At 52.8% G+C, this 26,505-nt stretch carries 26 protein-coding genes; 10 read left to right on the top strand and 16 right to left on the bottom strand.

From position 1 onward, the window contains the following. Positions 1-113 precede the first annotated feature (113 nt). The 16 genes from NWF31_RS12200 to NWF31_RS12125 all read right to left on the bottom strand — a co-directional run bounded on the left by NWF31_RS12200 (position 114) and on the right by NWF31_RS12125 (position 17,299). Positions 114-386 carry a MoaD/ThiS family protein gene (locus NWF31_RS12200; RefSeq protein ID WP_258360781.1) on the bottom strand — a complete coding sequence of 91 codons (273 nt, stop codon included), beginning with the start codon at positions 384-386 and terminating at the stop codon, positions 114-116. Continuing rightward, positions 383-2,227: an aldehyde ferredoxin oxidoreductase family protein gene (locus NWF31_RS12195; RefSeq protein ID WP_258360780.1), complete on the bottom strand. Its 1,845-nt coding sequence runs from the start codon at positions 2,225-2,227 to the stop codon at positions 383-385. Before NWF31_RS12195 ends, NWF31_RS12200 begins: the two co-directional genes overlap by 4 nt. A gap of 12 nt (positions 2,228-2,239) precedes the next feature. Further along, positions 2,240-3,220 (bottom strand): alpha-ketoacid dehydrogenase subunit beta, encoded by a 981-nt coding sequence (locus tag NWF31_RS12190; RefSeq protein WP_277999008.1) that lies wholly within the window; start codon positions 3,218-3,220, stop codon positions 2,240-2,242. Between the two features lie 59 nt (positions 3,221-3,279). Then, entirely contained in the window at positions 3,280-4,263 is a 984-nt protein-coding gene (locus NWF31_RS12185; protein WP_258360779.1) for a thiamine pyrophosphate-dependent dehydrogenase E1 component subunit alpha, read from the bottom strand. A gap of 78 nt (positions 4,264-4,341) precedes the next feature. Continuing rightward, positions 4,342-5,616, bottom strand: a complete 1,275-nt coding sequence (locus NWF31_RS12180; RefSeq protein ID WP_258360778.1) for a TRAP transporter large permease — start codon at positions 5,614-5,616, stop codon at positions 4,342-4,344. 11 nt (positions 5,617-5,627) lie between these two features. Beyond that, positions 5,628-6,116 carry a TRAP transporter small permease gene (locus tag NWF31_RS12175; protein WP_258360777.1) on the bottom strand — a complete coding sequence of 163 codons (489 nt, stop codon included), beginning with the start codon at positions 6,114-6,116 and terminating at the stop codon, positions 5,628-5,630. A gap of 60 nt (positions 6,117-6,176) precedes the next feature. Beyond that, positions 6,177-7,292 carry a TRAP transporter substrate-binding protein gene (locus tag NWF31_RS12170; RefSeq protein ID WP_258360776.1) on the bottom strand — a complete coding sequence of 372 codons (1,116 nt, stop codon included), beginning with the start codon at positions 7,290-7,292 and terminating at the stop codon, positions 6,177-6,179. 88 nt (positions 7,293-7,380) lie between these two features. Continuing rightward, positions 7,381-8,565, bottom strand: coding sequence for a M20 metallopeptidase family protein (locus NWF31_RS12165; RefSeq protein ID WP_258360775.1), 1,185 nt, complete (start codon positions 8,563-8,565; stop codon positions 7,381-7,383). Between the two features lie 122 nt (positions 8,566-8,687). Next, complete coding sequence (locus NWF31_RS12160; RefSeq protein ID WP_258360774.1) at positions 8,688-10,328, bottom strand: PucR family transcriptional regulator; 1,641 nt, start codon at positions 10,326-10,328, stop codon at positions 8,688-8,690. Between the two features lie 114 nt (positions 10,329-10,442). Continuing rightward, positions 10,443-11,216 (bottom strand): GntR family transcriptional regulator, encoded by a 774-nt coding sequence (locus NWF31_RS12155; RefSeq protein ID WP_258360773.1) that lies wholly within the window; start codon positions 11,214-11,216, stop codon positions 10,443-10,445. Between the two features lie 96 nt (positions 11,217-11,312). Then, a complete protein-coding gene (locus tag NWF31_RS12150; protein ID WP_258360772.1) occupies positions 11,313-12,392 on the bottom strand; it encodes an ABC transporter ATP-binding protein in 1,080 nt (359 codons plus the stop codon). Between the two features lie 105 nt (positions 12,393-12,497). After that, positions 12,498-13,235 (bottom strand): ABC transporter permease, encoded by a 738-nt coding sequence (locus NWF31_RS12145; RefSeq protein ID WP_258360771.1) that lies wholly within the window; start codon positions 13,233-13,235, stop codon positions 12,498-12,500. A gap of 60 nt (positions 13,236-13,295) precedes the next feature. Beyond that, the gene (locus NWF31_RS12140) at positions 13,296-14,225 is read right to left on the bottom strand and encodes an ABC transporter substrate-binding protein (RefSeq protein WP_258360770.1); all 930 of its coding nucleotides are present in this window, start codon (positions 14,223-14,225) and stop codon (positions 13,296-13,298) included. Between the two features lie 56 nt (positions 14,226-14,281). After that, complete coding sequence (locus NWF31_RS12135) at positions 14,282-14,608, bottom strand: winged helix-turn-helix domain-containing protein (RefSeq protein ID WP_258360769.1); 327 nt, start codon at positions 14,606-14,608, stop codon at positions 14,282-14,284. Between the two features lie 376 nt (positions 14,609-14,984). After that, positions 14,985-16,820 (bottom strand): aldehyde ferredoxin oxidoreductase family protein, encoded by a 1,836-nt coding sequence (locus NWF31_RS12130; protein WP_258360768.1) that lies wholly within the window; start codon positions 16,818-16,820, stop codon positions 14,985-14,987. Beyond that, positions 16,820-17,299: a 4Fe-4S dicluster domain-containing protein gene (locus NWF31_RS12125; protein ID WP_258360767.1), complete on the bottom strand. Its 480-nt coding sequence runs from the start codon at positions 17,297-17,299 to the stop codon at positions 16,820-16,822. Before NWF31_RS12125 ends, NWF31_RS12130 begins: the two co-directional genes overlap by 1 nt. A gap of 310 nt (positions 17,300-17,609) precedes the next feature. Here NWF31_RS12125 and NWF31_RS12120 point away from each other — a divergent pair, with 310 nt between their 5' ends. The 10 genes from NWF31_RS12120 (at position 17,610) to NWF31_RS12075 (ending at position 26,481) form a co-directional block, all read left to right on the top strand. Further along, positions 17,610-18,251, top strand: coding sequence for a response regulator (locus NWF31_RS12120; RefSeq protein WP_258360766.1), 642 nt, complete (start codon positions 17,610-17,612; stop codon positions 18,249-18,251). Positions 18,252-18,507: 256 nt separating this feature from the next. Further along, positions 18,508-19,560, top strand: a complete 1,053-nt coding sequence (locus NWF31_RS12115; protein ID WP_258360765.1) for a 4Fe-4S dicluster domain-containing protein — start codon at positions 18,508-18,510, stop codon at positions 19,558-19,560. A gap of 2 nt (positions 19,561-19,562) precedes the next feature. Continuing rightward, entirely contained in the window at positions 19,563-20,411 is an 849-nt protein-coding gene (locus NWF31_RS12110) for an FAD/NAD(P)-binding protein (protein ID WP_258360764.1), read from the top strand. Continuing rightward, on the top strand, positions 20,408-21,169 hold the full coding sequence (locus NWF31_RS12105) for an NADH-quinone oxidoreductase subunit B family protein (RefSeq protein ID WP_258360763.1): 762 nt from the start codon (positions 20,408-20,410) through the stop codon (positions 21,167-21,169). Before NWF31_RS12110 ends, NWF31_RS12105 begins: the two co-directional genes overlap by 4 nt. Next, complete coding sequence (locus tag NWF31_RS12100; RefSeq protein WP_258360762.1) at positions 21,166-22,449, top strand: Ni/Fe hydrogenase subunit alpha; 1,284 nt, start codon at positions 21,166-21,168, stop codon at positions 22,447-22,449. The genes NWF31_RS12105 and NWF31_RS12100 overlap by 4 nt, the downstream gene beginning before the upstream one ends. A gap of 3 nt (positions 22,450-22,452) precedes the next feature. After that, the gene (locus NWF31_RS12095; protein WP_258360761.1) at positions 22,453-22,923 is read left to right on the top strand and encodes a hydrogenase maturation protease; all 471 of its coding nucleotides are present in this window, start codon (positions 22,453-22,455) and stop codon (positions 22,921-22,923) included. Further along, a complete protein-coding gene (hypA, locus tag NWF31_RS12090; RefSeq protein ID WP_258360760.1) occupies positions 22,916-23,257 on the top strand; it encodes a hydrogenase maturation nickel metallochaperone HypA in 342 nt (113 codons plus the stop codon). The genes NWF31_RS12095 and hypA overlap by 8 nt, the downstream gene beginning before the upstream one ends. 4 nt (positions 23,258-23,261) lie before the next feature. Next, complete coding sequence (hypB, locus tag NWF31_RS12085) at positions 23,262-23,954, top strand: hydrogenase nickel incorporation protein HypB (protein WP_258360759.1); 693 nt, start codon at positions 23,262-23,264, stop codon at positions 23,952-23,954. Beyond that, positions 23,891-26,224 (top strand): carbamoyltransferase HypF, encoded by a 2,334-nt coding sequence (hypF, locus tag NWF31_RS12080; protein WP_258360758.1) that lies wholly within the window; start codon positions 23,891-23,893, stop codon positions 26,222-26,224. The genes hypB and hypF overlap by 64 nt, the downstream gene beginning before the upstream one ends. Continuing rightward, on the top strand, positions 26,215-26,481 hold the full coding sequence (locus NWF31_RS12075; RefSeq protein ID WP_258360757.1) for a HypC/HybG/HupF family hydrogenase formation chaperone: 267 nt from the start codon (positions 26,215-26,217) through the stop codon (positions 26,479-26,481). The genes hypF and NWF31_RS12075 overlap by 10 nt, the downstream gene beginning before the upstream one ends. Positions 26,482-26,505: the final 24 nt, after the last annotated feature.

The following is a 26,505-nucleotide window of genomic DNA, read 5'->3' as shown; positions in this document are numbered from 1 at the left end:
GCGGAGGATGGCCAGGCCGTGTTCGTCGATTCCGTCCAGGGCTAATACGTGCATCTCGGTTATCCCCTTCGCCTGCATACCCACCTGAAGCTATCAATGGCTTAACTGTAGCCTTATCCGCCACCCAAGGCTAGCAATAGAATTACCTCATCGCCTGAGCTTAAAATGGTTTCCGGAGATGCCAGCTGGCCGTTATGGTAAAAGTTTACAAAGTAACGCCGCGGTCCCCCGAAGGTATAAACTACATCTCTAAAACGCTGGCCGTATATATTAGCCAGCCTTTCTACCAGACCTGCAATGTTTTCACCTTCATTAACTTCTATATCCTCTTCATACTTGCCGGTAACAGAGTTAATAACCGCCAGGTACTTTACCCGCACTTTCACTGTAACCCCAGCTCCTCCAATTTTTTTACCCCAGGTCTTCCTGCCCGGTCCCACCCGCGTAAGGTATAATACTCATCCAGTGCTTCCGCAAAAGGCTGTGGCACCTTACCCTGACGAAAACCCTGGTGTGCCGGTTCGAACATACGTGCTGGCAAAAAGTCGTCCTGGCGTCCCAACCCGTCACCTAAATTGATCAAACGCTGCAGGTTGAAACCCCGCTCACCAATGCGCATTAACTCCGCCGGTGTCAGTTCCCAGCCAGTAACGGCATTCAGGCAGGCTGTAGTCTGTTCAAGGCTCATCCCGCTGGTTTGCATAAAAAGGCAGCAAACCAGGGAATCCAGCACTGTCGCCAGGTCCTGGAATTTAATAGCCAGTTCAGCCTGGCCGGCCCATTCGAAACGGTCTGGCGGTTTGCTTAGACCTATCTCAGGTAAGAGCATACCCGCCTCCCCGCAATGGGGAAACCCACGCAAGTGGCAGGCACCCCGGGTACCAGTAGCATAATTAAGGGCCAGGCTGAAGTAGGTACGGGGATCATGGGCCGGCAGATCAAGGCCCTTGACCTCTACCGGCAGTTTCTCCGCGCCATGGCCAATCTCACGTGCTGCATGCCTGATACCCTCTGCAAAAAGGCTACCAAAACCTTCACGCAGGCCAATCTGCCGCACCAGTTCCACCAGGGCTTCGCCGCTACCCCAGTTTACTGCCAGGCCATCAGTATCCTTCTCATTGAGCAATCCCTTTTCAAAACACTCCATAGTAAAAGCTACATAAGCACCGGCAGAGATAGTATCGATCCCCAGGCGGTTACAGAGATCATTGGCTTTTGAAATATAGACCAGGTCGTCTACCAGGCAGCAAGATCCCAGCATACCCAAGCTCTCATACTCTGGCCCCGCACCTGCCACTTCATAGCGGCTGCCGGGCGGCAAGGTAATTCTCCGGTGGCAGCCGATGGGACATGCCGCACAGGGCCAGGGGCTGGCCTGCAAGAATTCGCCGTAATAAGGGGCACCAATCCGGGCTGCTCCTTGTGGCCAGACGTCGCCCTGCCAGTATTTAACTGGTAGGTCGCCGATCTCCTCACAGGGACAGACCAGGATAGATGTACCATGGGCATGCATGGTACCACGGGTATTATTCTTTAATAAAGCTACGAGACCTTTACGCAGTGATGCCACTTCTTGCGGCCGGGCCAGAGGAGGGTTTTTACGCCCGGCTACAGCAACAGCCTTGAGCTTTTTAGCGCCCATTACTGCTCCCAGACCACAGCGCCCGGCAAAGCTATGGCTGTCGGCCACTATACAGGCTATAGCCACACCACGCTCGCCGGCAGGGCCAATAGCGGCTATGCTGATACCCTGGCCGCCCAGTTCCCGGCGAATGAGTTCGTCGGTTTCTACGGCATCCCGCCCCCAGAGGTGGCCAGCCGGGCGCAATTCTGCTTTTTCTCCATCCAGCCAGAGGTAAACCGGCTCTTCGCTGCTGCCCTCAATAATGACCAGTTCGTAACCGCAGCCTTTAAAACGTACCCCCCAGTGGGCGCCAGCCGTAGCCACAGCAAAAGTATGTGTAAGGGGTGATTTGCCTACTATTGCCCATTTGGCACTACCGGGCAAACCACTACCTTGAAAAGGACCGACAGCGAACAAGAGTTTATTGCCAGAGGCCAGGGGATCCTGCTGAGCCGGTACCTCATCAAACAGATATCTGGTAGCAAGGGCAGACCCGCCCAGGTATTCTTCTAAAAGCCGGGTAGGAATTTCTTCACTTTTGCAAGTACCCGCAGTCAGATTTACCCGAAGCAAACGCCGCCAATACCCACCGGGTTCTCCCATAGATTACACCCCTTACTTTGCTAAAAGTTCTCTCACAGCCTGCTGCAACTTTTCCTCATCAGGTAAGTATACTTTTTCTAAAGCAGGCGAGAAGGGTATGGGAACATCAGGAGCGCATACCCTGATAACTGGTGCCGCCAAGACCCCAAACAGTTTCTCCTGGATTATGGCCGCCAGTTCTGCACCGGCACCACCGCGCTTGTTAGCTTCATGGATGATTACCACCCGCCGCGTCTTGCGGGCCGAAGCCAGTACTGTCTCCACGTCCAGGGGCACCAGGGTTCGTAAATCGACGACTTCAGCTTCGATGCCATTCGCTGCCAGGGCTTCGGCTGCTGCCAGGGCTTTATGGACCATAAAGGAATAGGCCAAAATAGTCACATCCTGCCCCTCGCGCCTTATGGCCGCCTTACCCAGCGGAACTATATACTCCTCCTCCGGTACCTCACCTTCAAGATCATAGAGAAGCTTATGCTCGAAGAAAACCACCGGGTCATCATCGCGGATGGCTGCCTTCAGCAAACCTTTCGCATCATAAGGAGTTGATGGCAAAGCTATTTTCAGACCAGGACCATGGAGAAATAAAGCCTCCGGACACTGGGAATGTTCGGCCCCGCCACCACCGCGACAACCCATAGGAGTACGAATTACCATAGGTACTGCAACTTCACAGCCATGCATATACCGCCATTTACCAGCCTTATTATAGATCTCATCAAAGCAGACACCTACAAAATCGGCAAGCATAATCTCGCAAACCGGGCGCATCCCGGTGATGGCCGCACCCACCCCGGCGCCGATGATGACCGTTTCCGCCAGCGTAGTATCGCGAACCCGTTCTTCGCCAAATTTATCTATCAATCCTTGACTGACCTTGAAATTACCACCAAAGATCCCCACATCTTCGCCCATAAGGAAAACCCTGGCATCACGTTCCATCTCTTCCTGCAAAGCTTCCCGTAAAGCCTGGCGGTAAGTTATCCTGCGCATCATTATTTTCCTCCTATAGTTTTGAAGTCAGAGAGTTGCTGCCCTTCTTATTTTCCTTTAATTTAGATTAAGTCCAGGATCCCGGCAGGATTGGCATAGACGCCGCGATAAAGTTCTTCCGGTTGCGGAAAGGGACTATTCAGGGCAAAATCAATAGCCTCCTGAACTTCCTGTCGTACCTCATCCTGGATACTTGCCTGTTCTTCCGGTGAAATAATTCTTTCTGCTTGTAAAAACAGCTCGAATCGCTTTATGGGGCACTTTTGCTTCCAGGCCTCAACTTCTGCCGGATCGCGATAAAGGGCAGGGTCTTTTTCATGGTGGCCGCGCCAGCGATATGTTTTCCCTTCTATTAACGTCGGCCCTTCACCGGCCCTGGCCCGGGCAATGGCCTCCTGCATGGCCTCGTAAACAGCCAGGACATCATTGCCGTCTACTACTACCCCTGGTATGCCATAACCATATGCATGGTCGGCCACATTTTCACGCAACATGATCTTGCTCTGGTGGGTAGAATAGCTGTAAAGATCGTTTTCACAGATGAAAATGACCGGCAGGCGCCAGACGGCAGCCTGGTTAATCCCTTCATGAAAGCAGCCCCTGTTGGCGGTGCCTTCACCGAAATAAACGGCCGTCACCTGATCCGTACCCCGCATTTTGGCCGACAGGCCGGCCCCGGTGGCAATGACGATGTTGCCGCCCTGGCTGCCGCTGATACCCAGACAGCCCACGGAAAAATCGGATAAGTGTACGCCTCCCTTGCCCAGTGAGCAGCCGGTAGCTCGGCCCATAAACTCGGCTAGGATGGTGCGGGCCGGCACGCCTTTCCCCAGGCTGTGGCCCACGCCACGGTGGGAGAAAACAAGGTAATCATCGCGTCGCAGGGGAACCGTTGTCCCGATAGATAGAGCTTCATGACCGATGCCTAGATGCAAGGATCCAGGTATATACCCCTGTCGGTACAGTTCAACCATAGCTTCTTCAAGGTAACGATCCAGCAGCATTTTACGATAGAGTTCGACAAGCACATTTTTTTCCGGTAGCATTATCTTCGCCTCCTACATAGCAAAATTTGAAGTACTATGGTGCATTATGAAAGAATTAAGTTGTTTACTGTCACCTCCTCAAGGCATCAAAAGATTGGGCAGCCAGAGTGTAATCTGGGGAAAGAAAATAATTATCAGAACACATATGATGTAAGCTATTAAAAAAGGGAAAATTCCGCTGGTTACTTCTTCAAGGCTAATATTGGCCAGTTTAGTGGCTACATAGAGATTTGCCCCCAAGGGCGGCGTCAGGAAGCCTATTTCACACCACAGGACAAAGATGATCCCAAAATGAATAGGGTCAATACCTAAAGACTGAACTAAAGGTAAAAATATTGGCGTTAAAACAATTACCTGGGATAAAGTCTCCATCCATGTGCCTATAAAAAGAAGCAAAGCACTGATTAACAAAAGTACCACCTGGGGGTTAGAGGAAATGCTCTGGATAGCCGCGGCCACTGTTTGTGGTATCCGGTAAAGGGTTAAAAGCCGGCCAAAGGCCACCGCAATGCCGACAATAACTATAATCGTACCTGTCATTAAAGATGCATCTACTAAAGCCTTGTAAATCTTAGCAGGTGTTAACTTTCTATAAATTACCGTACCAACAAAGAAAGAATAAATCACCGCTATCTCTGCTGCTTCGGTAGGTGTGAACACCCCACCGTAAATCCCGCCCAGGATGATAAGCGGCGCCAGGAGGGCCCAACGGCCATCCCAGATTGCTTGAAAGGTTTTTTTCAGGGAAAAGCCTTCGCCGGTACCGGTATAGCCCTTCTTTCGCGAAACCATAATCGCTGTTAGAATTAGTACCAGGGTTACAAAGATGCCAGGCACAAAGCCGGCCATAAACATCTTGGCCACTGAAATATTGGCCGTCACTCCGTAAATAATCATAGGATTGCTTGGCGGGATAAGAATACCCAGGGCACCTCCAGCTGAAGAAACGCCCGCGGCAAAATTTTTATCATAATTAAAACGAGTCATCATGGGTATAGCCAGGGAACCAATAGCCGCGGTAGTAGCCGGCCCCGACCCTGAAAGAGCGGCGAAAATAGCACAAGCTAAAATAGTTACTGCCGCCAGGCCGCCGGTAAAACTGCCCACAACCCGCCTCGCTACTTCAATAATCCTATCGGTAATATCTGCAGCTTCCATCAAGGCACCGGCCAAAATAAAGCCGGAAACGGCAATTAAGGGAAACTGGTCTACACCTGTATAGAGAACCTGGGGAATCAGGGTGAGGGGTACTTTGCCTTCTAACAATATTGGCACCAGGGTGGCCATGCCAATGGTAGCCATAATTGGCACACCGATTACTAAACATAGAACAAAAGTAATAACTAAGGACATAATTCAACCTCCTAGCCCCGACTGGCCGACCAGGTTCTAAATTTACGGTAATACCCCTGCAAAATTCGGTAAGAGGTAAGCAGAAAGCCCAGGGGGATAATTAGATAGATCCAGAACATATTCCAGCTCATAGCGGCGGATAACATAGGAAAACGAAGCATGGTTTTTAAGAGCTCGAAGCTAACGATAACTACTGCCAGGTTAAAAAATAGCCATACGATATCGGCCAGCATGATTACTTTATCCCGCCAGTTTTCAGGGAATAAATTGACAAAGGTGGTCACACGAATATGCCCTAATCTCTTGGCGCCAAGACTTACGCCCAGGTAATTGAACCATACAAAGAAAAAGCGGGTAAGTTCTTCTTGCCAGGCCCAGGCGCGACCAAAGAAGAAGCGGGCAAAGACACCCAAACCTAAGAAAGCGACGATTATCGTCAAAAAAAGGGCGCAAACAACTTCTTCAAAATGGTCATCAAGGTATTTTAACCACTTTTTCATGGCACCTTCCTCCTTTAGGAGGCCCGGCCCTTTAAAAGGGCCGGGCAATCAAAGCAGGGATTATTTTTTCTTCTGTTCATATTCGGCTTTAAACTTTTCTACAGTCTCAATAATTTGCTTGCCTTTTTCTTTATCGCCGTTACCCATCAACTCATAAAACTGGGGCCACGTTGACCGGGCGCGTTTGACCCATTCATCAAAATCCTCCGGACGGCCAAGCAAGACCATACCCTTTTCCGTTATAGTCCGCTTATCGCTTTCGATGGATTTATCCGCCAGGTCCCACTCAAAAGCCTGGGTTTCCTTGCCCGCCTTAATTACTGCCTCTTGTAAGTCTTTAGGCAGGGTCTGAAAAAACTTCTCCGAGATCAAAATCGCACTCGTTTGGTAAATGAAATCGATATCAGTTACATATTTTTGGATCTCGTAGAACTTTTGGGCAACTAAAACATTATAGGGATTTTCCTGCCCGTCTACTACCTTTTGTTGCAAAGCGTTGAAAGTTTCTGCCCAATCAAGAGGTACGGGATCGATACCCCAGCTCTTAAAGGTCGCAATCCAAATGGGATTTTGCGGTATCCGGATCTTTAAACCTTGCAGGTCTGCAAGTTTCTTTACCGGCTTCTTGCTATTACTTAAAACCCGGAAACCGGCATCCTGAAAGGACAGGATGCGTACCCCGGCCTCATTAATAGCCCATTGATTAATCTGCTCCATCATGTTGTTAGCAACGGCTCGCCCTTGTTCAACCGAATCGAATATATAGGGTAAGCTTAAAAAATACAGGGATTTAGAATAGGGATTGAGGTTTGCTATAGATACTTCCGTTACTTCTTGCGTGCCCAACTGGCAATTGCGTACCATCTCTTGTTCTCCACCAAGTTGGGCCGAAGGATAGATTTCAACTTGAATACGACCATTGGAATATTTTTCGGTTAACTCTTTGAACTTTAAAGCTACTACATGGAATATGCTTGCATCAGTGGGTTCGTTGGCATGCCCAAACCTAATTGTAAACTCCGCTTTGGTAGCCGATGTGTCTTTCTTCTCCCCCTGGGTTTCCTGTTTGGACGGTTGCTGGCCAGTCGCTCCTTTTTGCCCGCCACAACCAACCAGTAAAAACATCAAAATACTAATCAAAAATAAAATCAATAAACTTTTGGTCGCCCTGTTCATATCCTTGTTCCCTCCTAGAGTTTTTTCTTGGATTTCTTTTTTTGCTAAACCTTTTTAAGGCCAAGTCTTCCTTCTCACCCCCTCGTAGCTAATTGCCCATTGTACTCCTGGCCAGATTTACCAGTAAGGCAACCCCAGTAACCAGTACCTCTTCATCAAAATTAAAGCGGGGATTGTGCAGCGGATAGTTTAATTCTTTGCCAGCATTACCGGCTCCCAGCCAGAAATAACAACCGGGGACCATCTGCAAGTAAACCGAAAAATCCTCCGTCGCCAGGGACGGAACCACCTGGGTGATAACATTCTCTTCGCCAACCAACCTCGCCGCACAGGCGCGCACTAGTTCTGTCGCTTCCTTTTCATTGACCGTGACCTTATACCCCTGCTGATACTCAAAATAGAAATCACCTCCGTTGGCCAGGGCCAGGCCATGCAGCACCTGCCTAATGCGCTGGGCAAAAAATTCCTGCAGTGACGGTTCGAAGTAGCGTGTGGTACCCTTCAACAATACCTTTGCTGGTAGAACATTGGGGCTTTTCCCGCCATTGATTACACCTACCGAGAGTACGGCAGCCTGGTGTGGATCAACCTGGCGCGCCAGGATATTTTGCAAACTCACAACCATCTGGGAGGCCAGTAAAACAGCGTCTACAGCCTTGTGGGGATTGGCCCCGTGGCCACCTTTCCCTAATACTTCTACCTGGAATATATCGCCAGCAGCCATCACCGGACCCACCGGTGCTGCTATTTTACCAGCTGGTAATTCCGGCCAAAGATGAAAGCCAAAAATATAGTCCAGGGGAAAAATCAATTCTCCAGCTTCGGCTACTAACCGGTTTGCACCGCCAGCCGGCAAAGCTTCTTCCGCCGGCTGGAAGATAAAAACCACCTTTCCTTTTAACTCCCTTCGCCGTTGGGCCAATAGCGTTGCCGCCCCTAAAAGTATGGCTATATGCCCGTCATGACCACAGGCATGCATTATACCGGGATTTTCCGACTTGTAGTTGATTTGATTTTGTTCTTCCAGGGGCAGAGCATCCATATCAGCACGAAAGGCGATATTCGGTCCTGGACCTTCTCCTCGTAAAATACCGATAACGCCTGTGCCTGCCAGTCCACTATAGACTTCTATACCGACCGATTGTAACGCTGAACTGATCTTATGGGCCGTTTTATATTCTTGATAAGCGAGTTCGGGGTAACGGTGAAAGTCCCGCCGCCAGGCCTTTAACGTTGGTAAGAGGGCGTGGGATGCTTCCAAGAGGTGCTCCATCAATTGCTCCACCCTTTCTATATTCGCAGCCTTAAATTAGACAAAAAAAGCCCTCCCCCCTTTGACCAAAGTTACAAGGTTAAGGACAAATAGTTATATTATCCGTATACATAATTTTCAGGCTAGATTTTTGCTTGCAGTAAACGGTAGAGCTTGAGGGCAAGATGGAAATTTAAACGGGCTTCAGGCAAGTTGGGGTCATAACCGGTTATCTGCTGGATAGTCTCCAGGCGATAACGTACCGTATTATGATGCAGATATAATTTCCGAGCCGTCAGCCGGTAATTACAACCACAATTTAAGAAAATCTCCAGGGTAACAAGCAATTGGCTGTGGTTAGCCTCATCCCAGCGAATAATAGGTAAAATAAAGTCTTCTAAAAAACGGTCAGTTTCTGCCGTCTTAATATAATTTTGTAATAAACGATAGACACCCAGGTCATCATAAGTTGTGGTACTGCCGGGCCCATTTAAAGAAAAACCCAGGCTTTGAGCTGTACAGGCCTCCTGGTAACTGCGCGGTATTTCTTCCAGACATGCAGCAGGACGACCGATACCTAAGTTAAAGGGAGCCAGTTTAAAGCGAGCCGTCATTTCTTTCGCAAGGGCACCGGTCAATTCCCGGGCAATGTTTGCGGCTTCAGAGCCAGAAGTTTCCTCCGGCAATGGATAAATTATAATTACCCGATCATGGTGATCAATGCCTGTTAAAATAGAACTACAATTATGACGGGCAAAAAAAGCATTAACCTGCTCGAAAAATTTATGGATAGCTTCATAACTTGTAGCTGCCACAGTAGCTACGATCACTATATTTTTTTCCTTTGGTTGCCATCCCAGCTGCATCCCCCGTTCCTGTAGGGAAGAGCTACGACTTACCTCACCCCGGAGCAGATGTTCCAAAAAATCATCACGAAAGCGCTGGTTAACCTCTCTAATAGCCCTGATACGTTGCAAGTACAGGGCTGCGACGGTGGCTGCATGTTCCATGGCGACAATGTCGGATTCTTGAAATGTTCTTTCTTTTTCCCAAACAATTATTTGTCCTTCGACCCGCTTACCGATACGTATCGGAAGGCTCAAACGGCAGTTCGCAATGCCGGTAATTCTCAAGACCTCAGGATGCCGGGGCCAGGGACAAATCGTTTCGCCAGGACCGGCATGCCATGGTTTTAATATGTTTTCATCCTGCTGGCAGGTAAATTCTGTAGGCCAGTTAACGTGGCTATAAGTTATAAATTCATAAATCGTCACCGGATTGTTAACCAAACTGCCAAGGGCACTGGCAACGGAATTTAAATCGCCACCCCGGAGCACTTCTTGCGTCAGGGCCTGGTGAATTTCCTCCGAACGTCGCAGCTCTAAAAGCTGGCGGTTCATTATCTCTGCCAGAACGGGGTTAATGATATCAATCCAGGCACATTCATATGGGATATTAATAACCGGCAAATCAGCTTCATTCGCAACTCGTAATACAGCTTCTGGTAATTCTTCTAAAAAACGACGTAACTTGATGCCTAGAGCTGCCGCCCGGTACCTGGACAATTCTTGTATCAGGAATAGTTGTAATTCCTGGCTGTCTTTAAAGGGATAAAGGGTGGTTACAACAAACTCCTGGCCCCGTACCCACTGGATGGCATCAGGAGCATCGAGTACTGTCACTGAAGTTACAGGTCTGTTTAATCCCCCTTTCCCGGCGATTACTGTTGCCCGGCTCATTACCTGGAGGTTTAAAAGATCCGCAACGGTAAAAACGTAATCCACCCCGGCTACCTCCAAAATTTATAAAATTAATGCTGTAAAATAAATTCGTTATCCACTCGAGATAATCCTGCCTTTATTAAAAAAGCCTGCCTTTTAGGCAAGCCGTTCACTATTTCATTCAACAAGCATCCCGCTCCCCGGATGCGGACGGTTGCGGTCCAGTTCGACGCGATATTTGTAGCGATCGGGCCGGTAAGCATTGATGGAAAGTTCTACCGGCTTACCTCTCTCATCATAAGCCGTACGCTCCATTATTAATAACGGCGATCCTACCTTCACTTGCAGGTAAGCAGCCTCTGCCTTCCCGGCCCGGCCGGCGGAAATAGTCTGTTCCGCCCTTTCCAGTGCCAGGCCCAGTTTTTCTTCCACCAGTTCATATAACCCGTGGCGCTCAAGATCTTCCCCGGCCAGGCGGCTGCCGTACTCGTAAGGCCAGTAGCTGCGCAGGTAGGTAATTGGCTGCCCGTTCATTTGCTGGACTTTTTCAATGAGAAAAAGGGGTTCATCGCCAAAGACCCTTAAGGCTGGCACCTTTTGTTTTTCTTTTGCCGGGTCCGCTACCGGCCCGGTAAAAATAATCCTGGCACTGGGCTCATAACCCCGGGCTTTCATTTCCTCAAAAAAGCCTGTAAGTTTACCCAAAGTTTCTTCCACCGGTTCCCGCTTGACGAAGGTTCCCTTGCCGGGACGGCGCTCCAGCAGCCCTTCATCCACCAGGGCCGCTACGGCCCGGCGCACGGTAATGCTGCTGACATCGTACTTTTCCATAAGCTGCTTGTCGGTGGGAAAAAGGTCTCCTACCCGGTACCGGCCTTCCTTGATAGCCCGGCGCAAATCGCTGGTTATCTGATAGTGTAAAGGAATAGGTTTACTGCGATCAATACCCACAATACCCACCTGTATTATTATAAAAATATACAGATGACATTATATCAATATTTTTACAGCCTGGCAACAAATAAATGCGCCCGGATGAAGGCCATGCTAAGAGGGGATTAGATGTACCGATTCGGGAGGAAAAGTAGCCAGAACTTCCCGCCCCGGTTGGAGGAATCCCCGGCGAAGTTGCGCCGCCCCGGCCAGGGCCACCAGGGACAGGCCACAGTCGATTTCTACCCGGTACTGGCCGCCCTGGGGAATAACATGCCGCACCCGGCCGTGCAGGCAGTTGCCCCGGTACCCTCCTTCCCCACCTACGGTGCCGTCGCGGATGCTTATATCTTCCGGCCGCAGGCAGGCTACCACCCGGCCAACGCGGCGCGTCCCTGCCCGGATGATAGTTCCCCCCTGGAGTTTAACCTGAACGGGGCCGCTACCATTCGGGGCGGCAAACCCCGGCCAAAGGTTGGGTATGCCCACGAAAGCAGCCAGCTCAACGTTTGCCGGCTGCCAGAGAATGGTTTGCGGAGAACCGGTCTGGATAATACGGCCCCCTTGCAGAGCGGCCACCCGGTCCGCCAGGAAGGGCAACTCGGTAAAGTCGTGGGTAACAAAAACGGCCGTAATACCCGTTTGTTTTAATATATCGTGCAATTCTTCCAGCAGAGCGCCTCGGGTAGGGGCGTCCAGAGAAGCAAATGGCTCATCCAGGAAGAGAACCCGCGGCTCCAGGGCCAAAGCCCGGGCCAGGCTCACCCGCTTCGCTTCCCCACCTGATAAGCGCCGCACAGGGCGTCCGGCCAGGTGATCGATGCGGAAAACCTGCAGCCATTTTTCCACCCGCTCTTTTATCTCCTCCCGCGGCCAGCCGCGAAAGCGTAGGCCGGTAGCCACGTTATTAAAGACGGTGGTATCCAGGAGCAACGACTCCTGGAAAACTACCGCTATTTGCCGCCGCCAGGGCAAAGCCCGGCGGTAATCGATCTCCTGCCCGTCAAAGTAGATGCGGCCGGCGTACGGCTCCTCCAGGAGGGCCAGGGTGTGCAGCAAAGTGCTCTTGCCGGCGCCGTTAGGACCTATCAATCCCCACACCTCGCCCCGGCCTATTTCCAGGTTGTCAACGGCCAGGATTTCACGCCCGCCTTTTCTTACCCGCAGGCCGACAGCCCTGATGTCCAGGCTCATTACCTCTCCCCCCGCAAGCCTGAAGACAATGGTTATTCCCGGCCAAAGCCGGTCCTGATTGAAGCCTGCCATCACCGCCATAGCATCAATGATATTTAGTGGTAACTAGCTTCTGAACGACCGTATCAATTTTTGTTCATTACCGGGTAGAGCCCGCGCCTTCTGTTGTAAAAAAGTCAGGGTGGCCGTAACCCCGAAGGCCAGGCCCAGGAGGATAAAACTCAGGGCCATGGCTATATCAAAGTGCCCCCGTGATACCTCCAGCATAGTGGCAGTCGTCAGTACCCGCGTCTGGTGCATGATATTTCCCCCGACCATGGCCGCTGCTCCCACCTCGGAAATCACCCCGCCGAAGCCGGCGATAACGGCGGCCAGGATACCCAGGCGTGCTTCTTTAAGCAAAGTCCAGTAAAGCTGGCCCGGGGAAGCCCCCAGGGCGATGACCTGCGTTTTCAGGCGGGGCGGCAACTGCTGGATGGCTGCCATGGTCAAACCGGTTACCAGGGGGGTGGCGATAAAGGCCTGGGCTATCACCATAGCCGTCGGGGTGTAAATCAGGCCCAGGTGGCCCAGGGGACCGCTGCGCCAGAGCAGGAAGCTCACCCAGAGGCCTACCACCACCGGCGGCATACCCATGCCTGTATTGATCAGGCTGACAAGCAGCCGTTTACCGGGAAATTCTTTCAGGGCCAGGAAAACCCCAACGGGTACACCTGTTATTATGCTGATTACCGTGGCCAGGCCGCATACCCGTAAGGTCAGGAAGACTACTTCCATGACACCGGGATCAAGCCGGATCAGTAAATACAGGGCCTGGACCAATCCTTGCCAGACCGCTTCCACCGTTTATACTTCTCCTTTATGAAATGGGGGGGTTTAGAGAAAGTCTATGGAATTACCCTTTTACTGGCCCAGGGTATTTTCATCCTTACCGGCGTCGGGGAAAAAGAGGGGTTGCCCGTATTTATCCTTGCCGAACTCGCCGATAACCTTCTGGGTTTCCGGGTCGATCATGAACTCGGCAAAGGCCTTTGCCCCCTCGCTGTTAATTTTCATCCCCGGAAATTTCTCCGGGTTTACCTGCATAACGTGGTAGATGTTGAGCAAGTCCTTTTCCCCTTCCACCATGATGTCCAGCTTGAGGTTATTCTTGAGGGATAAATAGGTGCCCCGGTCAGTGAGGGTATAGCCTCCCTTTTCGGAAGCGATATTCAGGGTCTGACCCATACCGGCGCCGGCTTCCTGGTACCACTTGCCCTCCGGCTCGATACCGGCAGCTTTCCAGAGGTCTAGTTCCATCTTATGGGTGCCGGAATCGTCACCCCGGGAGATAAAAATGGCTTGCCGGCCGGCAATTTGCTTTAAGGCATCGGCTGCCTTATTTACCCCTTTGATACCGGCCGGGTCAGCGGGCGGGCCGACAATGATAAAATCATTATGCATGACCAGCCGGCGATTGATGACCGTCCCTTTTTCCACCAGTTTCATTTCATCCGCCGGGGCATGGACCAGGAGGACATCGACATTACCCCTGTCGCCCATGCTCAGGGCTTGTCCGGTACCTACAGAAATTGGCTTGATGTTATAGCCGGTCTTCTTCTCAAACATGGGAAGCAATACGTCGAGCAGACCGCTATCCATGGTGCTGGTGGTGGTGGCCAGGATCACGTCTTTGTTAGCCGGCGTCTTAGCAGCTTCCTGGCCGGCTGCCGGTGCGGCCGCTTTACCCCCGTCCTGGCTACCGGTTCCTCCTCCCCCGCATCCTGCTACCACAATTGCCAGGAGTATGATAAAGACGGCCAGAACTGCTACCATCCTGCCGTTTTTTAGCATTTATGTATCCCCTCTCCTTATGTTTTTTGCAGCATATCGTTACCAAAATAAAAAACTTACCCGAAGTAACGTTGAAAAGCGGCTTCTACAGCTGCTCCAGCCTCGTGTTTAAAGAGCTGGAAACGCTGTAAAAACCACTTGCCGGCAGGGGTCAACTCCGCCCCCCCGCCGGTTTCGCCTCCTACCCGCGTCAACAGGAGCTTTTGGCCCAGCCTGCTTTCCGCCTTTTTTACCTGGCCCCATGCCTGGCGATAAGACATGTGCAGGCTCCGTGCCGCCTCGCTCAAGGATCCCCGCTGCTCTATCTCCTGCAGGAGTTCAAACAGGCCCTCGCCAAAAACATGCTCTCTATCTTCCAGCCAGAATTTGTAACGTACCTGCATAAAAGCCCAACCCCATTTTCCCGGCCACTTGGCAGCAAAAAGTTATAAGTATAAAATGCGGGGAAAACCACTGTGGCATCCACTTATCTGCCTTAATTCATTTTATGTAGGGTTACTACCGGATTTATCCTACTCTTAAATTGTAAATCCTCTGCTACAAGGAATCAAGGATTACTTTTACTGTTGTCACCGGGAGGTTATATTGTCCCCCTGTAAAGGTTTTATTGTAGGCGCTGTATTATTTATCATCTAATGGTTATGTATATAAAAACATATCGTATATGAAGAATTAGGGGAAGGAACCAGGCCTTCCCCATAATATAATATAAAAAGGGGAGGAATCAGCTTAACTAAATGCCAACCCCGCATTTAATTATTAATAGTTAACTTCACGCCATAGATCGGCCAGGCCCAGGTCGGCCAGCTTGGCCTCTGTTGGCCGGCCCTGGCGGTCCCAGCCCATGAGATCATAGTATTCATCCAACATGGAATCGAGCTCAACAACATTGCCCCGGCTGGGCCCGGTGGGCATCTTCTCTTTGAGCATCCGCGGCGGCAGGTAGTCGTCCTTACGGTCGAAACCTTCGCGCAGGTTAAAAAGGCGTTCCACGTTGGTTATCCTTTCGCCAATACGCATGGCCCCGGCTTCATCCAGGGCAAGACCGGTCACGGCCTGATATAGCTCGATTTGTTCCTTTAATCCCATAGCGAAACGCATGGAAGAACACAGGGAGAGGGAATCGACAATAGCCAGGAGGAACTGGGTTTCACGCACCAGGGCGGCCTTGCCTTTGTATTCTAAACGCCTGCTACCGTCCCCGGCCGTCTCTGGTCCCATAGTGGGCGCGATCATATGGTGGGCACCCTTGGGGGAGATAGCATAACCCAGGCCCATGCCCTTGCAGCCGCGGGGGTCGTAGGTGGCGAATTCCTGACCTTTGACCTGCATGGCCAGTTCAGGCACGCCCAGCTTCTCTGCCGCTCGTTTGGAACCTTCGGCCAGGAGATCGCCGATGCCCTCCCGGCGGGCGATCTTCTCCATCAGAGCTACCAGGGCTTCGCCGTTGCCGAAGCGTAGTTCCAGGCCACCGGTATCTGCTTGGTTAATAATCCCTTTTTCATAACACTCCATAGCCAGGGATGCCACCGCTCCAGCCGACATGGTGTCCAGACCGTAGGTGTCACAGATTTCTACCGCTTTTACTATGGCGGCCAGATCAGCGACACCGCAGTTGGCTCCCAGGAGCCCGGCCGACTCAAACTCCGGCCCTTCAATCATGGTACCAGCATAGGGTCCATCTTTGATATAGCTTACCTTGCCGCAGGCAATGGGACAGGCATAGCAGGAGGAATGGCCGACAAAGATCTTCTCTTTCATGCTGGCGGCATTGATCTTGCCTGCCTCTTCAAAGTAACCGGTGCTGAAGTTGCGGGTACCCCAGTATCCGATACCATTGGTACCGTCCACCATCTCCGGGGTACCGTAATAGCGCCGGGCTTTAGCCTTAAGATTTCCGGCCAGAATGCTGTAAACCTTTTCCGCCAGGGCTTCCAGGGCAGCCGGGTCGGCCACCTCAATACCGCCTGTTCCCCGTACAGCTATTGCTTTCAGGTTTTTAGCTCCCATCACCGCCCCGGCACCGCCACGCCCGAACTCCCGGTGGTAATCGCTCTGGATGCAGGCAAAGCGGCTTAATTTTTCCCCCGCCGGCCCAATGCAGGCCACCCGGATGGTATCGTCCTTCAATTCTTTTCGGATAGCATCTTCAGTGGCATGGGTCAGTTTACCCCACAGGTGGGAGGCCTCCTTCAAAGTTACCCTGTCGTCATCAATCCACAGATAAACGGGGTGATCGGCCCGGCCTTCAATGATGATGCCGTCATAACCGGCAAATTTTACCTCCGGCGCCAGATGACCGCCACACAGGGAGAAGGAATAAGTTCCTGTCAGCGGTGAGCGAAAAGTTACGGTAATTTTATTGGCCCCCGGTGCCAGGGTGCCTTCTAGCGGCCCGGTGAGGAAAAATAATTTATTTTCCGGGCCCAGGGGGTCGGTATGGGGTTTAAGCTCTTTCAGTAACATATAGGCGCCGGCACCCCGGGCGCCGATATAACCAGCAAAGATGTTCTCCGGCGTCGGTTCTTTAGTAACACTCCCGCTGGTCAGGTCAACACGCAAGATTCTTCCGGCCAGACCCTTTAATTCGGCCATTACCTGCATCCCCCTTCCATGGTAGCAGCTACTGTTTCCACGTAGGCGGCACGCTGGCCCCGATCGGCCACGGCCAGGGGCACATAGTCTATGGCTCCTTCGCGGCAGTGAGCCACGCACTGGGGCTCACCGCCGCAGAGGTCGCAGATAAGGACCACCTTTTTCTCCTTATCGATGCCCACAGCCCCGTAGGGGCAGGCACGGATGCAGCGGCGGCAGCCGATGCATTTTTCTTCGTCCACAATAACGGCTCCTGTTGCCGGGTTTTTGCTCAGAGCCCCTTCCCGGCAGGCGGCGATGCAAGGGCTTTTGGCGCACTGCATGCAGGTAACCGGGATGTTGAGGTACTTGCTGTGCACCCTATTTACCCGCACCCGGGATTTGGTGGAATTAACCTGTCCTTCATGCTTCCAGGAGCACCATTGCTCGCATATACGACAGCCCACACAACGGTCGGGATAAGTTACCAGAACGTTCATAAGCATCCCCCTTGGGCTTGTTATCCGAGGTAAATTATATAAATTTATATTTTAGTTTATTATAAGCTTAAATCTAATATATCTCAAGTAGATAATAAAACTTATAGAAACATGATATAATTATTCCATTGAGCATAAATATTTACATTTAATTTTAACAGCCATAACAGCAAGAGGTATTAATTGTTTTTTGAATTATATTTTTTATATGCGCTATCTTGAACAATTGAAAAACGAATCATATGATGTTGTTAGAATATTAACAGTCTATTGTCCTTGTATACAACTTTTTGAATGGTAGTGACGGCCTATGGTCCCCAGACAACGCCTCCTCCTGGTCGATGATCATACGTTAATCCGCAAAGGCCTGCGCCTGTTAATGGCAGGTTGGGAAGATTTTGAAGTGATAGGTGAGGCCAGGGACGGTCAGGAGGCCATCGAACTGGCCCTGGAACTTAAACCGGATATTGTGCTCATGGATATATACATGCCGCGACTGAATGGCCTGGAGGCGACCCGGCGTTTGAAAGCCCTGAGGCCGGAAATAAAGGTCGTCATCCTGACTGTGGCCGACGATGACGATTCCTTCCGGGCGGCCCTTGAATCAGGGGCGGTGGGTTACCTTTTAAAAACCGTCGAGCCCCAGCACCTCTACTACCTCCTGCAGGAAGTGGCCCGCGGTGAAGTTCCTCTGGCCTCTGCCATGACGAAGAAGCTCCTGCCCCAGCTAAAGGCACAGGAAAAGGAGGACCTGTTAAGCCCGAGGGAAAAAGAGGTGCTGGCCCTGGTTGCCCGGGGTTTAAGCAACCGGGAAATAGCCAGCCATCTCTTTATAAGCGAAAATACGGTTAAAAACCACCTGCGCAGCATCCTGGAAAAACTGCAAACCAAAAACCGCCAGCAGGCAGTTCACTACGCCCTAAAACACGGCCTGGTAAAATTACGGGAATAACCTGCCTGCCGGAATGTTAGTTCCCACATATTTGTTACCCTCTCTTAGTAGTTTAAAAGAATAGTTCGAAAGAACTATCATAATTAGTCTTTTCTGGTCTGCCGGTGAGTAAAAAAGAAGGTTTATGTTAATAGTGAATTACGTATCAAGATAAGGGGTATTGACAAGGGAAAGTAACAATAATGTTGTGGCCGTTTTTTTTAAGTCTTATTTGTGATGGCTCTTGCTAGCACATAGTTTTTAGGAGGTGGAAATAATGTCCGTCGCCTATGCCCGTCAGGAAGAATGGAGTATACCTCAACTCTATCATTTGCCTGCGGCAAAATTAGACCCCTTTCTTAATAAGTTAAAGGAAAATTATACCCTCATAGGTCCGGTGGTTAAAGGCAAGGAATTTGTCTTTGCGCCACTTTCTGATCCCGGGGAACTGTCCCTTCACTATCAGACCACCCTTTTGCCGCCCAAAAAGGTATTGCATCTACCCTTTGAAGTCCTCTTTTCCTTCCATGAGGACCAGCAAATCATCGAAACCGCACAGGAACAACAACAACAGATTATCTTCGGTATTCATCCCTGCGACGTCCACGCCATCGCCATCCTCGACAAGGCCTATACGGCCGAATATCCCGATCCGTATTATATCGCCAAGCGCCGCAATACCCTCCTGGTAGCCCTTAACTGTTCTGAACCGGGGGAAAATTGCTTCTGCCAATCCCTGGGTACTGGACCCGAACTTAAAGATGGCTACGACCTCCTGCTGACAGACCTTGGTAACGGCTATCTCCTCGAGGTGGGTAGCCCCCGCGGTCGAGAACTGGTACAGGTGATGGACCTGGCTCCCGCCCCCAGGGTGGCTATGGTGGAGAAACAAAAGGTGCTGGATAATGCCCGGCGCAAATTCCAGAAGAAACTCAACACCCAGGATTTACCTGGAATCCTTGAAGAAAATTTCCGCCAACCCATCTGGGAAGAACTTATGCATGAGTGCCTGGCGTGCGGTTCCTGTACCATGGTCTGTCCCACCTGTTTCTGCTATAACGTGGTGGATAAAATCGATCTCAACCTTAAGAGCGGCAAGCGCCAGCGGGAATGGGATTCCTGCATGTTGCTGGAATACGCTCAGGTGGCTTTAGGCCACAACTTCCGCAAAGACAGGGATGCACGGGTAAAACAGCGTATTTACCATAAATTAGTGTATTACGAGCCCCAATTCGGCACCCTGGGCTGCGTAGGCTGCGGCCGCTGCATCCATACCTGTGTTAAAAAAATCGATATTACCGATGTCATCAGCCGTCTGAGGGGGGAATAGGGGTGTTCAATCCTTTTAAGCCCGAGCGCGCCATCATCAAGGATATTATCAAGGAAACGACAGACACCACCACCTACACCTTCAGCTTTCTGGATGAAGGGGTACGCCGGGAATTCCGCTTCCGGCCGGGGCAGTTTAATATGCTTACCATTTTCGGCATTGGCGAGGCACCCATTTCCATCAGCTCCAACCCGGCCGAACCTGAGACTTTCCAGCATACCGTCCGTCATGTAGGGAACGTCACTAAATTTCTGAGTAAAATGCAACCTGGTGATATAGTTGGCATCCGGGGACCCTATGGTACCGGCTGGCCCCTGGATGTCCTGCCAATCAAGAACCTGCTCATTATTGCCGGCGGCATCGGCCTGGCTCCTCTGAGGCCAGTCATCCACGAAGTCATAGATCGTCGCCCGGAATTCGGGCAGGTGGAGGTCCTATACGGTGCCCGCACCCCGGCCGAACTCCTCTATCCCGCCGAGTATGAAGCCTGGCGGCAGGCGGGGATATCCCTGCTCCTGACGGTTGATGCCGTCCCCAGCGGCACCGCCTGGGAGGGACAGGTGGGAGTGGTCACCGACCTCTTCCGGCAGATGTCTTCCCGGCCGGGAGAAACTGCCGTTTTTACCTGTGGCCCGGAAATAATGATGAGCTACGTTGTCAAAGGTTTACTGGCCCGGGGCTTTAAACCGGAGCAGATTTACGTCTCCCTGGAACGGCGCATGAACTGCGGCGTCAAAAAGTGCGGTAAGTGCCAGATCGGCCCCAAGTTCGTCTGCCGCGACGGCCCGGTTTTTGCCTATGCCGAGCTATTAACCTTACCGGAAGAAGTTTTAGGGGGTGCGGTCAGGTGAGCAAGCCTCGTGTTGCTGTCTATAAAATGAGTTCCTGCGCAGGCTGCCAGCTGGAGATTATCAACCTGGAACCCATCCTTCTGGATCTCCTCGGCGCAGTGGATTTGAGCTATTTCGTAATGGCCCGCCGGGAAAATGAGCCCGGACCCTATGATATTGGCCTGGTGGAGGGCGCCATCACCTGCGGTGAGGAGATTGAGAGGTTGAAAAAAGCCCGCCAGGAGTGTCACCTGCTGGTGGCCCTGGGTTCCTGCGCCTGCTACGGTGGCCTGCCCTCCATTAAAAACTGGCAGCCACAGCGGGTGGTAGAAAACCGGGTCTACGATAACCTGGCGGCCATTCACTCCACCACTGCCTACGGCATCGATTACTATGTACCGGTCGATGCCTACCTCAAAGGATGCCCGGTGAGCCGCGAGGAACTGCTGGATTTTATTAAAAGCACCCTGCTGGGCGTCCGGCCCTATTTAAGGCCCCACAGCGTGTGCGTTGAATGCAAGCTTCATGAAAACGTCTGCCTCTTTGTCACCGAGAAGGCAATCTGCCTGGGACCCGTCACTACCGCCGGTTGTGGCGCCCTTTGCCCTTCCCGGGGTAAGCCTTGCGACGGCTGCCGCGGCCCGGCCAATGACGCCAACGCCGTTTCCCTGGCGCGGACCATGGCTGCTTACGGCCTGCATTCCCAGGATATCGTCCGTTACTTCCGCAAGTTCGCCGGCATGACCTCAGAATTCAGTAAAGGGGCGGAAGCTGTATGACGGAAAAAGCCATTCAGGTCGACTACATTGCCCGGGTTGAGGGTGAAGGGGCTTTAAAGATTAAAGTCAAGGACGGCAATATCAGCGAATTGCAGCTCAGGATCTTCGAACCGCCCCGCTTTTTCCAGGGATTCCTGGTAGGGCGGCGTTACGATGAAGTGCCAGGCATCGTCTCGCGCATCTGCGGCATTTGTCCCGCTTCCCACCAGATAACGGCCATTCAGGCCCTGGAAGACGCCCTGGGGATTGAGGTCAGCCAGCAGACCAGGGATTTGCGCCTGCTGCTGGCCTTGAGCCAGTGGATCCAGAGCCATACCCTGCACATCTATTTCCTGGCACTGCCGGATTTTTTGGGTTATGAAAGTGCCATCGCCATGGCTAAAGACCACCTGGCAACTGTGCAAAGGGCATTAGAACTCAAGCGCCTGGGCAATGACCTGACCATGCTGGTCGGCGGCCGGGAAGTCCATCCCGTGACGCCTGCCGTCGGCGGCTTTACCTCCGTTCCCGGCCGGCAGGAGCTGCAGGCCATCGGCGAGCGCCTGGCAGTGGCCCGGGCCGACGCCCTGGCCACCATTGACCTGGTGGCCTCCCTCTCCGTACCCTCCCTGGAACGGGATACCGAACATGTTGCTTTATCCAGTACCGGCGATTATGCCGTTAACGGCGGCCGCCTGGTTTCTACTAAGGGTTTAAACATTCCGGCCTGGCAGTACCGCAGCCATATCAAAGAACGCCACCTGGAGCACTCCAACGCCCTCCATTCATACATTGAAGGCCGCAGCAGTTTCCTGGTGGGCCCCCTGGCCCGGGTCAACCTCAACCTGGATAAGCTGACCCCCGCTGCGCGCAAAATAGCCAGGGAGATAGGGGTTTTCCCCACCAGTAATCCATTCTACAGCGCCCTGGCCAGATCCATCGAGCTCCTCCACAGCATCGACGCCTGCCTGGCGTTAATCGACGGGCTGGACCCGCGGCCGGATAACGTACCTTATACCGTCCAGGCGGGACAGGGCTTTGCCATCACCGAAGCGCCCCGGGGCGTCCTCTACCACAGTTACCGCCTCAATAACCAGGGGCTGATTGAAGAAGCGGATATCGTTACGCCCACTGCTCATAATGTGGCCAGTATGGAGGAAGACCTGCGGGTTTTTGCTCCCGGTGTCCTGGACTTGCCCCTGGAAGAAGCTACCCTGAAGTGTGAAATGGTAATCCGCAATTACGACCCCTGTATTTCCTGTTCCATCCACTTCTTGCGCCTGGAGATCGAGAGGGAATAAGGCATGAGGAGGGTGGTTATCGGCTGCGGCAATCCCCTGGCCGGCGATGACGGCGTGGGCCTCAAAGTAATTGAGGAACTGGAACGCCGGGAACTGCCGCCGGGTGTGAAAACCATCCCGGCCGGCCTCCCCGGTCTGAGTCTACTCGATTACTTACGTGGGGCCGAGCAGGCCATCATCGTCGATGCCGTCCATGCCGGCCAGGAACCTGGTACTGTAATCTGCTGCCAGGAAAAAGAAGTGGCCCGGTTCTCCTGGCGGAGCCTCTCTTTGCATAGTTTGGGCATTGGTGAAACCCTGGCCCTGGGTCGGCTGGCAGACCCAGGCGGCTTCCCGTCACAATTAATCCTGGTAGGTATTCAGGCCGGTTCAATAGTTCCCGGGGAGACTAGTTTGAGCCCTCCCGTCACCGCCGCTTTACCCCTGGCGATGAAAACCATATACCGGCTGCTCGGCGGTGGTGAAGATGCATGAACTGGCCCTGGCCAGGGAGGCAGTACGCCTGGTAGCCCGCGATGCAGCCCGGCGGGGTTGCCGGCAGGTTACAAAGGTAAAGCTCCGCTTTGGGGAACTAACAGCCGTCCTGCCGGAAGCCATGTCCATGGCCTTTACCTGCGCCAGCCGGGGCACCTTACTGGAAGGGGCGCAACTGGATATTACTACAGTCCCGGCTCGGGCCCGGTGCTCATGTTGTGGCGTGGAATTCCAACCAGAAGAATGGCTTCTACTCTGTCCCCGCTGCCATACCCCCGGCGCCCGGCTTTTATCCGGCCGGGAAATGGAAGTAGTATCCTACGAAGGGAAGTGAAAATATGGCTGACTTCAAAGTTATCCTGGCCCAGGACCTGCGCCAGGCCAATCGTGACCAGGCGGCTGCCAACCGGGCCCTCTTTCAAGCCAGCGGCGTGACCGTAGTAAACCTCATCAGCAGCGCCGGTGCCGGTAAAACCAGCATCCTGGAAGCAACCCTGGCCAATTTAGCGGGGGAGATAAAAATCGGGGTCATAGAAGGCGATATTGCTACCAGCCGCGACGCCGCCCGCATAGCCGCCTGGAAAGTACCGGTGGTGCAGATCAACACGGCCGGTGCCTGTCACCTGGATGCCGCCCTCATCGCCGCCGCCCTCCCGGAACTGCCCCTGGGGGAGCTGGATTTGCTTTTCATTGAAAACGTCGGCAACCTGGTCTGCCCGGCCGAGTTTGACCTGGGCGAGGACGTCAAGGTTGGAATATTGAGCGTTACCGAAGGCAGCGACAAACCTTTAAAATACCCTCTCGTCTTCCAGGAAGCCCGGCTCCTGCTCTTAAATAAAATCGATCTCCTTCCTTATACCGATTTCGATCCGGTCACATTCAGCCAGGACCTGAGGGCTTTAAACCCGGCCCTTACAATCATAACCCTCTCGGCGCGTACGGGAGAAGGTCTTGAGGAATGGTTTTTATGGCTCAAACAGCTAATAACCTCAAAAAAGCAACAAGCCTCCCCCTGCGGCGCTACCGCCTGACCCTCCAGGGTATCGTCCAGGGCGTCGGCTTCCGCCCCTTTGTTTACCGCCTGGCCCAGACCTGGGGTATCCGCGGGGAGGTCTATAACGCCAGCAGCGGTGTGTGTATTGATGCCGAAGGTGAAGCAGAAAGGCTGGCAAGTTTTATCCGCGAGATCCTGACCCGTCCGCCCCGCCTAGCCAGGATCTCCACCTGGCAACAGGAAGAATTACCCCCTAAAGGCTGGCAGGATTTTACTATTAAAACCAGTATAGCCGGGTTAGAACAAAAGGTAGTTGCATCGCCTGATATAGCCCTGTGCCCTGATTGCCGGCAGGAAGTGCTGGATCCGGCCGACCGCCATTATCGTTATCCTTTTACCAACTGCACCTCCTGCGGCCCCCGTTTTACCATTATTTATTCCCTGCCCTATGACCGCGACCGGACGGCCATGGCTTCTTTCCCGCTCTGTCCCAACTGTACGGCTGAATATAATAACCCTACCGACAGGCGTTTCCATGCCCAGCCCGTAGCCTGCCCGGCCTGCGGTCCCCGGGTGATCCTGTTGGATAATAAAGGGCAACCGGTAGACGGTGACTGGGTTGAGCAGGCAGCCTCCTTCCTGCACCGTGGCTGCATTCTGGCCATTAAAGGCCTGGGAGGATTCCACCTGGCCGTTGATGCCACCAGCAACGAAGCCGTGGCCGCCTTGCGCCACCGCAAAGGACGTCCTTTCAAGCCACTTGCCGTTATGGCCCGGGATGTGGCCACGGTCCAGAAATACTGTTACGTCAACCGGGAGGAAATCAACCTCCTTACTTCCACAGCGGCTCCAATCGTCCTCCTGCGGCGACGGCCGGGTACCGACCTGGCCCGGGAGGTAGCCCCGGGATTAAGTTCTCTAGGAGTTATGCTTCCCTATACCCCCCTGCACCTGCTCCTCCTCCAGGAAGGCCCGCCGCTCCTCGTCATGACCAGTGCCAATACCAGCGACCTGCCTCTTATCAAAGAAAATAGCAGGGCTTTGCAGGAACTGGCGGGAATAGCCGACTATTTCCTGATCCATGACCGGGAAATAGTTAACCGTTGTGACGATTCCGTAATAGCCTGGCGGCTGGGTGATACCCACTTCTACCGCCGTTCCCGCGGTTTCGTGCCCTCTGCCATACAGCTCGACTTACCGGATGGCCCCGATGTCCTGGGTGTGGGTAGCGACCTGAAAAATACTTTTTGCCTGCTCAAAGGAAGAGAGGCATTTTTAAGCCAGCATATCGGCGATATGGCCGCAGTGGAGACCCAGGCTGCCTGGCAGGAAGCCCTGGAGCGCCTGCAAATTTTATGTGCCTGCCGCCCGGGAATTGTTGCCTGCGACCTGCACCCATCCTATTTCTCCACTCGCCTTGCCCGCCGGCTGGACGCTAAAAGCATAAGTATCCAGCACCACCATGCCCACCTGGCCAGTTGCCTGGCTGAAAACGGCGTTACCGCTCCGGCTTTAGGGTTGATATGTGACGGTACCGGCTACGGCCCGGATGGTGCCATCTGGGGCGGAGAAATTTTGCTTGGGTCCTATGAAGGTTTTCAGCGCCTCTATCACCTGCGCTACACCCCCCTGCCCGGCGGCGACCAGGGTGCGCGCCATCCCTGGTATATGGCCGTAAGCTACCTGTACACCTATCTGGAACCCGGCGTAGGAGCGGCCGCGGCCCGGGAACTTTTTAGCCGGCAGGGACCGGCCCTGGATATGGTCCTTAAAATGCTTAGCAATAATTTCCATATCGTTCCCACTTCCAGCCTGGGCCGTCTATTTGATGCTGTCGCCGCCTTATGCGGCATCTGCATGGAAAACACCTACGACGGCCAGGCTGCCTGCGCCCTGGAGGAAGCTGCCCTGGCCGCCGGCGGAGAACAGGACGGCTGGCCACTCTATCCTTTTAACCTGACCGGTGCAGAAATGGACCCGGGAGCAATGATCAAAGCCATCTGGCATGACCTGCAAAAAGGCGTTGAAGTACCTGTTATTGCCGCCCGTTTTCACCATACCCTGGCAGAAATGCTTCTCCAGGCCATCCTGCGGGTTGCCGGCTTGACCGGCGTACGGGAGGTAGCCTTGAGCGGCGGGGTCTGGCATAATAGCCTTTTACTTGAAACAATGGTCCGCAATCTGGCCAAAAGAGGATTTACCGTCTATCGCCACCGGCTCGTGCCACCTAATGACGGCGGTTTAAGTCTTGGCCAGGCGGCAATTGCCAGGGCTACCTGGAAGGAGGCGAAAACAGGGTGTGTTTAGGGGTACCGGCACGCATCATCAGTATTGATGCTGATGGCGTACAGGCTACTGCGGAAACGCAGGGGGTCCAGTTAAAAGTCAACCTGGCCCTGGTGGACGGGTGCCGTCCCGGGGGTTATGTCCTGGTCCATGCCGGCCATGCCATCAGCGTTATTGATACTGAGGAAGCCAGGGCGCGCTTGGATCTATGGAAGGAGTTAATTGCATTCAAGAAGACGTCTGCCGTGAGTGCTAATACCTGTTCCGGTGAAGTATAAATGGGTGGTTATATAGGGGGAGCA

Origin of the sequence: Neomoorella sulfitireducens (genome assembly GCF_024733845.1) — a bacterium.
Classification (GTDB): domain Bacteria; phylum Bacillota; class DSM-521; order Neomoorellales; family Neomoorellaceae; genus Neomoorella; species Neomoorella sulfitireducens.
This window is presented reverse-complemented; position numbering and strand designations above follow the sequence as displayed.

Coding starts and splice junctions, on each gene's coding strand:
- NWF31_RS12195 (WP_258360780.1), bottom strand. CDS start 2,227: ATGGGAGAACCCGGTGGGTATTGGCGGCGTTTGCTTCGGGTAAATCTG.
- NWF31_RS12190 (WP_277999008.1), bottom strand. CDS start 3,220: ATGATGCGCAGGATAACTTACCGCCAGGCTTTACGGGAAGCTTTGCAG.
- NWF31_RS12185 (WP_258360779.1), bottom strand. CDS start 4,263: ATGCTACCGGAAAAAAATGTGCTTGTCGAACTCTATCGTAAAATGCTG.
- NWF31_RS12180 (WP_258360778.1), bottom strand. CDS start 5,616: ATGTCCTTAGTTATTACTTTTGTTCTATGTTTAGTAATCGGTGTGCCA.
- NWF31_RS12175 (WP_258360777.1), bottom strand. CDS start 6,116: ATGAAAAAGTGGTTAAAATACCTTGATGACCATTTTGAAGAAGTTGTT.
- NWF31_RS12170 (WP_258360776.1), bottom strand. CDS start 7,292: ATGAACAGGGCGACCAAAAGTTTATTGATTTTATTTTTGATTAGTATT.
- NWF31_RS12165 (WP_258360775.1), bottom strand. CDS start 8,565: ATGGAGCACCTCTTGGAAGCATCCCACGCCCTCTTACCAACGTTAAAG.
- NWF31_RS12150 (WP_258360772.1), bottom strand. CDS start 12,392: ATGAGCCTGGACATCAGGGCTGTCGGCCTGCGGGTAAGAAAAGGCGGG.
- NWF31_RS12140 (WP_258360770.1), bottom strand. CDS start 14,225: ATGCTAAAAAACGGCAGGATGGTAGCAGTTCTGGCCGTCTTTATCATA.
- NWF31_RS12135 (WP_258360769.1), bottom strand. CDS start 14,608: ATGCAGGTACGTTACAAATTCTGGCTGGAAGATAGAGAGCATGTTTTT.
- NWF31_RS12130 (WP_258360768.1), bottom strand. CDS start 16,820: ATGGCCGAATTAAAGGGTCTGGCCGGAAGAATCTTGCGTGTTGACCTG.
- NWF31_RS12125 (WP_258360767.1), bottom strand. CDS start 17,299: ATGAACGTTCTGGTAACTTATCCCGACCGTTGTGTGGGCTGTCGTATA.
- NWF31_RS12120 (WP_258360766.1), top strand. CDS start 17,610: ATGGTCCCCAGACAACGCCTCCTCCTGGTCGATGATCATACGTTAATC.
- NWF31_RS12115 (WP_258360765.1), top strand. CDS start 18,508: ATGTCCGTCGCCTATGCCCGTCAGGAAGAATGGAGTATACCTCAACTC.
- NWF31_RS12100 (WP_258360762.1), top strand. CDS start 21,166: ATGACGGAAAAAGCCATTCAGGTCGACTACATTGCCCGGGTTGAGGGT.
- NWF31_RS12095 (WP_258360761.1), top strand. CDS start 22,453: ATGAGGAGGGTGGTTATCGGCTGCGGCAATCCCCTGGCCGGCGATGAC.
- hypA (WP_258360760.1), top strand. CDS start 22,916: ATGCATGAACTGGCCCTGGCCAGGGAGGCAGTACGCCTGGTAGCCCGC.
- hypB (WP_258360759.1), top strand. CDS start 23,262: ATGGCTGACTTCAAAGTTATCCTGGCCCAGGACCTGCGCCAGGCCAAT.
- hypF (WP_258360758.1), top strand. CDS start 23,891: ATGGCTCAAACAGCTAATAACCTCAAAAAAGCAACAAGCCTCCCCCTG.